The organism is Streptosporangium sp. NPDC051023, assembly GCF_040689595.1.
Taxonomy (GTDB): Bacteria; Actinomycetota; Actinomycetes; order Streptosporangiales; family Streptosporangiaceae; genus Streptosporangium.
On record NZ_JBFBCE010000028.1, the window covers coordinates 25,169 to 34,331 of the forward strand.

9 protein-coding genes are annotated in these 9,163 nt (G+C 71.4%); 5 read left to right on the forward strand and 4 right to left on the reverse strand.

Translation table 11 applies throughout. From position 1 onward, the window contains the following. Positions 1–29: 29 nt before the first annotated feature. Both AB0395_RS19880 and AB0395_RS19885 read left to right on the forward strand, forming a co-directional pair. A complete protein-coding gene (locus tag AB0395_RS19880) occupies positions 30–653 on the forward strand; it encodes a class I SAM-dependent methyltransferase (RefSeq protein ID WP_366282471.1) in 624 nt (207 codons plus the stop codon). A gap of 84 nt (positions 654–737) precedes the next feature. After that, entirely contained in the window at positions 738–1,547 is an 810-nt protein-coding gene (locus tag AB0395_RS19885; RefSeq protein ID WP_366282472.1) for a DUF1028 domain-containing protein, read from the forward strand. Positions 1,548–1,602: 55 nt separating this feature from the next. Here AB0395_RS19885 and AB0395_RS19890 read toward each other — a convergent pair whose 3' ends face one another. From AB0395_RS19890 to AB0395_RS19905, 4 genes are read right to left on the reverse strand one after another with little or no spacing between them, the layout of a single operon-like run. Then, the gene (locus tag AB0395_RS19890; RefSeq protein ID WP_366282474.1) at positions 1,603–2,298 is read right to left on the reverse strand and encodes an isochorismatase family protein; all 696 of its coding nucleotides are present in this window, start codon (positions 2,296–2,298) and stop codon (positions 1,603–1,605) included. Further along, the gene (locus AB0395_RS19895) at positions 2,295–3,860 is read right to left on the reverse strand and encodes a (2,3-dihydroxybenzoyl)adenylate synthase (RefSeq protein ID WP_366282475.1); all 1,566 of its coding nucleotides are present in this window, start codon (positions 3,858–3,860) and stop codon (positions 2,295–2,297) included. Before AB0395_RS19895 ends, AB0395_RS19890 begins: the two co-directional genes overlap by 4 nt. Positions 3,861–3,871: 11 nt before the next feature. Beyond that, positions 3,872–5,020, reverse strand: coding sequence for an isochorismate synthase (locus AB0395_RS19900; protein WP_366282477.1), 1,149 nt, complete (start codon positions 5,018–5,020; stop codon positions 3,872–3,874). Positions 5,021–5,041: 21 nt separating this feature from the next. Beyond that, positions 5,042–5,791, reverse strand: a complete 750-nt coding sequence (locus tag AB0395_RS19905) for a 2,3-dihydro-2,3-dihydroxybenzoate dehydrogenase (RefSeq protein ID WP_366282478.1) — start codon at positions 5,789–5,791, stop codon at positions 5,042–5,044. Positions 5,792–6,032: 241 nt separating this feature from the next. Between AB0395_RS19905 and AB0395_RS19910 the strand changes: the two genes are divergently transcribed. From AB0395_RS19910 to AB0395_RS19920, 3 genes are all read left to right on the forward strand, one after another. Then, the gene (locus AB0395_RS19910) at positions 6,033–7,373 is read left to right on the forward strand and encodes a lysine N(6)-hydroxylase/L-ornithine N(5)-oxygenase family protein (RefSeq protein ID WP_366282479.1); all 1,341 of its coding nucleotides are present in this window, start codon (positions 6,033–6,035) and stop codon (positions 7,371–7,373) included. Between the two features lie 87 nt (positions 7,374–7,460). Then, on the forward strand, positions 7,461–7,700 hold the full coding sequence (locus tag AB0395_RS19915; protein ID WP_366282480.1) for a phosphopantetheine-binding protein: 240 nt from the start codon (positions 7,461–7,463) through the stop codon (positions 7,698–7,700). Then, entirely contained in the window at positions 7,697–9,157 is a 1,461-nt protein-coding gene (locus AB0395_RS19920) for a tryptophan 7-halogenase (protein WP_366282482.1), read from the forward strand. The genes AB0395_RS19915 and AB0395_RS19920 overlap by 4 nt, the downstream gene beginning before the upstream one ends. The last annotated feature ends 6 nt before the right edge of the window (positions 9,158–9,163 follow it).

The window sequence follows — 9,163 nt, forward strand, 5'->3', positions numbered from 1 at the left end:
GTCGTTTGACCGCCTTACGTAGTCGGTTCGTGGACGCGCCCGACTCCCTGGGCGCCAAGGCACGCGCCCGTCGCTGGAACTGGTTCGCGCGACTCTTCCCCAACGTGGACGACATGACGGTCATCGACCTGGGCGGTACGGCGAGCGCCTGGCTTCGGGCGCCGGTCCGGCCCGCCCACGTGCACATCGTCAATCTCTCGACGCCGCCGGCCGACCTGCCCTCGTGGATGACCGTGGAGAACGGCGACGCCTGCAACCTGCGGGCGGCCACCCACGGAACCCGCTACGACCTGGTCTTCTCGAACGCGGTCATCGAGCACGTCGGCGGCCACATCCGGCGGGAGATGTTCGCCGAGGCGGTCTACGACCTGGCCGACCGGCACTGGGTGCAGACGCCCTACCGCTACTTCCCGGTCGAGCCGCACTACGTCTTCCCCGGCTTCCAGTTCATGCCGATGGCGGTGCGGGCGGCGACCGTACGGCGCTGGCCCCTGGTGCACACCCGGCCGACGGACAAGGAGAGCGCGGTGCGCTCGGTCGCCGAGATCGAGCTGCTCAGCAAGACCGAGATGCGGCACTACTTCCCGCACTCGGAGATCCAGTACGAGTGGATGGCCGGGCTGGTGAAGGCGCTGATCGCGATCAAGCGCTGAGGGCGGGGCCGCGGCGCGGTCTCCCGCGACGCCGCCCCTCCGGGACGTGTGGACCTCCCCGCCGTCGGCCGGTACGGTCTGCGGGTGACTTTTTCGATCGTGGCACGGTCCGGCGACGCCTACGGGGTCGCGGTTGCGAGCAAGTTCCCCGCCGCGGGCGCGGTCGTGCCCGCCGCCGAGGCGGGCGCGGGGGCGCTGGCGACCCAGGCGTGGGCCAACGTCGCCTTCCGGCCGCAGGGACTGGCGATGCTTCGCACCGGCGTGCGCGCGCAGGACGTGGTCGCGGGGCTGACCGCGGCCGACACCGGCCGGGCGCAGCGCCAGCTTGGGGTGGTCGGCGCCGAGGGAGACGGAGCCACCTTCACCGGGGAGGAGTGCCCCGACTGGGCGGGCGGGGTCAGCGGTGACGGCTACGCCATCCAGGGCAACATCCTGACCGGCCCCGAGGTGGTCGAGGCGATGGAGTTGGCCTGGCTGGCGTCGGCGGACCTGCCCCTCACCCACCGGCTGGTGGCCGCGCTGGCGGCGGGCGACGCCGCGGGCGGCGACCGCAGGGGCAGGCAGAGCGCGGCGGTTTACGTGGTCGAGGCGGGCGCGGGCTACGCGGGCGCCGGCGACGTCGCCTGCGACCTGCGCGTCGACGACCACCCCGACCCGGCCGCCGAGCTGGGCAGGCTGCTCGGGATTCACGAGCTATTGTTCGGCAAGCCCGACCCGGCGACACTGCTTGAGGTTTCGGGGGAGCTGGCCGAGGAGATCGAGACCCGGCTGAAGGAGCTGGGATACACGACGCTCGACCAGTGGGCCGGGGTCGAGAACCTCGAGGGCCGCCTGGTCGAGGGCAAGATCGACCCGGTGGTCCTCTCCCACCTCAGGGGCGAGGCCGGACGATAGCCGTCCGGCGGCCCGCGAGCGAGGCGTCCCGTAGTCCCACGCCCCGCTCGCGGAGTCAGCGCGCCGCGGCCGCCGGAGAGCGGGACGCGCAAGCGGCGAGCAGCTCGGCCAGGCGCCGCGCGGGCAGGACCATCGCGCACCGCTCCGCCGCGTACGTCAGGGCCATCCGGTGGTGCTCGGCGGAGAAGTCGGCGACGGCGTCGGCGACGAAGAAGACCTGTGTGTCACTCATGAACGCGTCGCAGGCCGTCATCAGGCAGCCGATGTGGGCGTAGATCCCGGTGACGATCAGCTGGTCCCTGCCGGTCTCCGCCATCAGGTCGCTCAGCGAGGTGCGGTGGAAGGCGCTGTAGCGCCACTTCACGAGGTGGATGTCGTCCGGGCCGGGAGCGAGGGCGGGGACGATCTCCTGGGCGCCAGGCTCCGGCCCGATCCCCGCTCCCCAGAAGTCCTGCAGCAGGCCGCGCTGTGTCCGGGTCTGCCCGCCCGGCTGCGCCGAGTAGACGACGGGGACGCCGAGCGCCCAGGCGGTCTCGCGCAGCGTGGTGATCCCCGTGACCAGGTCGGAGATCGGTGAGGCCTCCGGCGTGAACGCCTCGACGAAGTAGTTCTGCATGTCGTGCACGAGCAGCAGCGCACGCCTCGGGTCCGGCGTCCACTCCACCCGGTTGGCGGGCAGCTCGTTCTCTCCCGGCATGGGATAGGGGGCGATGGCGGGGATGGCCACGTCGATCCTCTCTGCGGTTGTCACCGGGTCCTTAGCCGGACTTTGCTGATCTTGCCGACGGCGGTGGTCGGCAGTGTGTCGACGAACTCGATCCGATCGGGGATCTTGTAGCCGGCGAGGCCGCGCTCCCGGAGGAAGGACTTCAGGGCGGGCCCGCCGACGGGGGAACGGGTGACGACGTAGGCGCAGGACCGTTCGCCGAGGTAGGCGTCGGGGATCGCCACCACCGAGACGTCGTGTACGGCGGGATGGGCGAGCAGGTGGTTCTCGACCTCCTCCGCCGCGATCTTCTCGCCGCCCCGGTTGATCTGGTCCTTCGCCCGGCCCTCGACGACGAGGTGGCCGGTCGGCGTCCGCCGTACGACGTCGCCGGTCCGGTAGAAGCCGTCGGGGGTGAAGGCGGTGGCGTTGTGCTCCTCGGCGCGGTAGTAGCCGCGGATCGTGTACGGCCCGCGGGTGAGCAGGTGACCGGTCTCCCCGGGGGCGACCGGGGAGCCGGAGTCGTCGACGATCCTGATCTCGTCGTCGGGGGAGATCGGCCTGCCCTGCGTGGTGACGACGGTTTCCTCGGGGTCGTCGAGCCGGGTGTAGTTGACCAGCCCTTCGGCCATGCCGAAGACCTGCTGCAGGGCGCAGCCGAGGGCGGGGGCGACCCTGCGGGCCACCTCCTCGCTCAGCTTCGCGCCGCCGACCTGCAGGACCCGCAGGCTCGACAGGTCGTGCCCGCCGCGGCGGGCGGCCTCGATCCACAGCAGCGCGAGCGGCGGCACCAGCCCGGTGATCGTCACGCCCTCCGCCTCGATCAGCGGGAAGCAGGTGTCCGGGCCGGGATGGGGGGCCAGCACCGCGCGGCCCCCGGCGTACAGGGTGCCGAAGACTCCGGGGGAGCTCATCGGGAAGTTGTGCCCCGCGGGTAGCGCGCACAGATAGACGCTCGTCTCGTCGAGCCCGCAGATCTCGGCGCTGGCCCGGAAGCTGTAGATGTAGTCGTCGTGGGTGCGGGGGATGAGCTTGGGCAGGCCGGTGCTTCCGCCGGAGAGCTGCAGGAAGGCGACGTCCGACGGGGCGGGGCCGGGGATGGCGGAGGGCCGGGCCCGCAGGGAGTCCAGTGAGCGGTGTCCTGCGGGGTCGCCGTCCACGATCACGTTCGGGACCCTCAGCCCGGCCGCGAGGCGCCGGTGGTCGAACCCCTCGTGCGTGTCGGGGATCACGTACGCGGCGGCCTCGGTGAACGCGCAGAAGTACTCGATGTCCGACGCCCGGTGGGCCGGGAGCGCGAACACGGGCAGCGCCCCGATCCGGAACAGCGCGAAGCAGACTTCGTAGAACGAGAGCCGGTTGGGGAGTTGGACGACGACCCGGTCGCCCGGTCCGACGCCGACGCCGAGCAGGCCGGTCGCGAGCCCGTCCGCGCGCTCGTCCAGCTCGCGGTAGCTCAGCCGCTCGTCACCGCAGACCAGGGCGACGCGGTCCCCGTGCGCGGCGGCCCGCTCGCGGAGCATGCCGCCGAAGGTCTCGCCGCGCCAGTATCCGGCGGCGCGATAGCGCTCGGCGAACTCCGGCGGGTACGGCACGACACTGCTCATGGTGGTTCCCGTCACTCGTGGTTCGAGGCCCGCGGATCGAGGCCGAGGGCGTGCAGGAGGGTGCGGAACTTCGCGGAGGTCTCCTCGAGTTCGTCCTCGGGGACCGATCCGGCGACGATCCCGCCGCCCGCGAACAGGCGGACGCCGGTCTCGGAAACCTCCGCGCAGCGGATGGTGACGGCCCACTCGCCGTCCCCCGAGGCGTCGCACCAGCCGACCGTTCCGGTGTAGAAACCGCGGTCGAACGGCTCGATGCCGGCGATGGCGGTACGGGCCGCCGCCGTGGGCGTGCCGCAGACGGCGGGCGTCGGGTGCAGCGCGACGGCCAGGTCGAGCGAGGTCGTGCCCGGGTCGGTGAGGCGCCCGGTGACCCTGGACGACAGGTGCCACATGGTGGCCGTGCAGATGAGCGAGGGTTCAGAGGGCACGCTGAGGGCGCGGCAGTGCGGGGCGAGCGCGTCGGCGACCGCCTCGACGACCACGGCGTGCTCCCGCTGGTCCTTGGCCGAGCAGAGCAGGGCCGCCGCGCGGCGGCGGTCCTCGTCCGGATCGGCGCTGCGCGGCGCGGAGCCCGCGAGCGGGTTGGCGACGACCGCCGGGCCCGCGCGGGAGACCAGCAGCTCCGGGCTCGCGCCCACGAGGGTCCTGCCCCCGGGCAGCGGCACCGCGAAGATGTGGCCGTGCGGGTCGCGGCTCGCCAGACGGCGCACCATCGTCACGACGTCTGCCGGTTCCGGACGGGTCAGCTCCAGGGAGCGGGCGAGGACGATCTTGTCCAGGGCTCCCTGTTCCAGCAGTTCGAGCGCGCGCCGTACGCCCTTGCGATGGTCGGCCGGGCTGGGCACCGCGACGATCCGCCAGGGCTGGGCCGGTTCGGCTTCCGGAGGTTCGCAGGGGACGAACGGGTCGGCCCACCGGGCCTGCTCGGGCACGACGAGGTGCGCCGAGCCCGGGTCGTCGAACGGGATCGCGCCGATGACGAGGCTCGCCCGGTCCCGCACCCGGCCCGCCAGCTCGCGCAGCGTCGCCGCGGGCGGCACCACGTCGGCGACGCCCAGGCCGAGCAGGGTGTGCTGGGGGGAGGAGAACAGACAGGAGAGCCCGGGACGGTACCCGTACAGCAGCTCGGAGGCGGTGACCGCCTCGTATGCGATGCTCAAAACTGGCCTTTCCTACAGATCTCAGGCCCGAAGCGTGGCGCCGCCGTCCACGTACAGGTCCTGCATGGTGATGTGCCGCGCGCGGTCGGAGGCGAGGAAGAGCACGGCGTCCGCGATGTCGGCTGGATCGGCGATCCGGCCGAGCGGGATGCCCACCCGGAAGGCCGAAGGATCTCCCTCGAGCACGGCCCGGCGGTCGAGCCCGGCCTGCATCGAGGTCTCCGTCGAACCGGGGGAGACCACGTTGCAGCGGATGCCGTGCCCGGCCAGTTCGAGCCCGAGGCAGCGGGTGAACATGGCGGCGGCGGCCTTCGACGCGGCATAGGCCGCCATGCCCATTCTGGGCACGCCCCCCGCGTTGGACGCCACGGTGATGATCGTCCCGGCGCCGCGGGGGACCATCCTGCGCGCGACGGCTCTCGCGGTGTGGAACACGCCTCCGGCGTTCACCGCGAACACGTGGTTCCAGTCCTCCTCGCTGAGGTCGGTCGCCGCGCCGGTGCGCAGGATTCCCGCGACGTTGACGAGGACGCCGATCGGGCCGAGGACGCGTTCGACGTCCTCGACGACCGCCTCCATCCGCACCGGGTCGGTGACGTCGGCGATCAGCCGGGTGACCTTCTCGCCCTGGTCATCCCAGGGGTCAGGAAGGACGTCGACCCCGGCGACGACGGCTCCTACACGGGCGAGCGCGACCGTGACGGCGGCCCCGATACCCTGCGCGGCGCCCGTTACGAGCGCCACGGCACCCGAGAGACCGGGTTCGTTCATTGCTCTACCCCACCGATCAACTTAGGTAAGCCTAACTTTACTTTCCATGGGCCGCCGGGCCCTGTCAAGCGGCTGTCCGTTGTGATTTGGTTCACGGGCAATTGCCCCTTGACGTCCCCCCTGGGGGCATGAATCTTAGGTAAGACTTACCTAAGTAACCCCGGTAGGTTTTCGAACTCACCTTCACCCATGCCCCTTGTCCCGAGGGAGCTCAGCCATGCCCGCAGACACGAGGAGCGCAATGTCGAAACCCCCCGCGGAGAGATCCCGATCTCGGCGGCCTCTCGACCTGGTCGGCGTCGGTTTCGGACCGGCCAACCTCGCGCTGGCCGTGGCGTTGTGGGAGCACGGCACGACGGGAACGGCCCTGGAGGCGTCCTTCTTCGAGCGCCAGCGCGGCTTCGGCTGGCACCGGGGGATGCTCCTTGAGGGGACGACGCTGCAGGTCTCCTTCCTCAAGGACCTCGCGACCCTCCGCAACCCGGCCAGCGAGTACGGTTTCCTGTTCTACCTGCACGCCAAGGGCAGACTGGCCGACTTCATCAACCACAAGACGCTGTTCCCCACCCGGGTCGAGTTCAACGACTACCTGGAATGGGTCGCCGCGCTGTTCTCACACCAGGTCACCTACGGCACCCCCGTGTGCGGTGCCCGCCCGGTGTGGGACGCGCACGGCCACGCGGCGCAGATCGACGTCCTCGGCGCGGACGGCGGCGTCCTGCGCCGAACCCGTAACCTCGTCCTCGGCGTCGGCCTGCAGCCACGGCTGCCCGAGGGCATGCATCCCTCGGACCGCGTCTGGCACAACGCCGACCTGCTGACCCGGCTGCCCGCGTTGCCGCCCCTCACCCGGCGGCGCTTCGCGGTCGTCGGCGCGGGACAGAGCGCCGCAGAGGTCGCCGACCACCTGCACCGGACCTACCCGCAGGCCGAGGTCTGCGCGATCTTCGCCCGCTACGGCTACAGCCCCGCGGACGACAGCCCGTTCGCCAATCGGATCTTCGACGCGGAGGCCGTGGAGGAGTTCCACGCCGCGCCCGAGCCCGTCCGGCGGGCCCTGCTCGACTACCACGGCAACACCAACTACTCGGTCGTCGACCTGGAGCTCATCGAGGAGCTCTACCGGCGCGCCTACCAGGAGAAGGTCACCGGGCGGCAGCGGCTGCGCATGCTCAACGTCTCCCGCGTCGCGGGCCTCGACCAGGTCGCCGACGGCGTGCGCGTGCGCGTCGACCATCTGGCGACCGGGGACAGGACCGTCCTCGACTGCGATGCCGTCGTCTTCGCCACCGGCTACCGTCCCGTCGACCCGGCGGGGCTGCTCGGCGAGCTGGCCGGGCACTGCCGCGTCGATGAGCAGGGACGCCTCCGGGTCGGCCCCGACTACCGCGTGCTCACCGACCCGTCCGTCACGGCCGGGATCTACCTGCAGGGCGGCACCGAGTACGCCCACGGCCTCTCCTCCTCCCTGCTGTCCAACGTGGCGGTCCGGGCCGGGGACATCGTCCGCTCGATCGCGGGCGGCACGCGGGAGAGCGGCCTGCCCGGCGTCGGCTCCGCGTCCGTGGCCGCCCTCGGCTGAACAACCATCCCCGCCCCGAACCGCCACCGAACCGCCACCTAACTGCCCCCCCGAACTGCCACCGAACGAGAAAGTAGCGGTCGTTCCATGTCGCTGACCCATGAACGCGTCCGAGAGGACGTCGCCGACGTCCTCTCCGAACCCCCGGCGGACATCTCCGACGACGAGAACCTGCTGGATCGCGGCCTCGACTCGATCCGCGTGATGAGCCTCGTCGAGCGCTGGCGCGCCGCGGGCGTCAACACCACGTTCATCGAATTGGCCGAGCGGCCGACCGTCGCCGACTGGTGGCGGCTGATCAGCGACCGCATGGAGGAGAACCAGTGAGCATCACCCACAGCGCCGACGTCGTGGTGGTCGGCGGCGGCCCCGGCGGATCGACCGCCGCGACGCTGATCGCACGCCGCGGCCACCGGGTCGTCCTGTTGGAGAAGGAGACCTTCCCGCGCTACCAGATCGGCGAGTCACTGCTCCCGGCCACCGTGCACGGCATCTGCCGCCTGCTCGGCGTGAGCGACGAGATGGAGAAGGCCGGTTTCACGGTCAAGCGGGGCGGCAGCTTCCGCTGGGGCGTCAACCCCGAGCCGTGGAACTTCCTGTTCGCCATCTCCCCCGAGCTGACCGGCCCGACCTCGTTCGCCTACCAGGTCGAGCGGATGAAGTTCGACCACATCCTGCTGCGGAACGCGGCCAGGCACGGGGTCGACGTCCGCGAGAACGCGACCGTCGTCGACGTCACGGCCTCCGGCGACCGGGTCACCGGCGTGCGCTACACCGACGCCGACGGAACCGAGCACACCGTCGAGGCCCGCTGGGTCGTCGACGCCTCGGGCAACCGCAGCCGCATCTGGAAGGGCGTCGGTGGCGAGCGGCATTACTCGGAGTTCTTCCAGAACATCGCGCTCTTCGGCTACTTCGAGGGAGGCAAGCGCCTGCCCGGGCCCGACGCGGGCAACATCCTGTGCGCCGCCTTCGACGAGGGCTGGATCTGGTACATCCCGCTCAGCGAGACCCTCACCAGCGTCGGCGCCGTCATCAGCCGCGAGCACGCGGCCAGACTCCAGGGCGACCAGGAGAAGGCACTGCTCGGCCTCATCGACCGCTGCGCCATCGTGAAGGACTACCTGTCCGAGGCGAGCCGCGTCACCGAGGGCGTCTACGGTGAGATCCGCACCCGCAAGGACTACTCCTACTCCAACAGCGGCTTCTGGCGGCCCGGCATGGCCCTGGTCGGCGACGCCGCATGCTTCATCGACCCGGTGTTCTCCACCGGCGTGCACCTGGCCACCTACGCCGGGCTGCTCGTCGCACGGTCGATCAACAGCGTCCTGGCCGGAGCGCTCTCCGAGGAGCGCGCCTTCGGCGAGTTCGAGGGCCGCTACCGCCGCGAGTACGCCGTCTTCTACGAGTTCCTTTCCGCCTTCTACGACATGCAGAGCAGCGAGGACAACTACTTCTGGAAGGCACGCAAGGTCACCGGCATGCAGGCCACCGACCTGGAGGCCTTCAGCACGCTCGTCGGCGGCGTGCACTCCCGCGAGCCGGCCCTGTCCTCGCGCAACCTCGCCGAGGCGGTCGAACGCACCGGGACCATGCAGACGGAGTCGGGGGAGCGGATGTTCCACCTGTTCGGCACCCCGGTCGTCACCGACGTCATGCAGGAGATGAACCAGATCCAGGCCAGGGGCGTGCTCGGCGAGCAGACCCCGGAGGCGCCGCTGCTGCCCGGCGGGCTCGTGCCCGCCTACGACGGCCTCGGCTGGGCCGAGTTCAGCGGCGCGTAAGCGCGG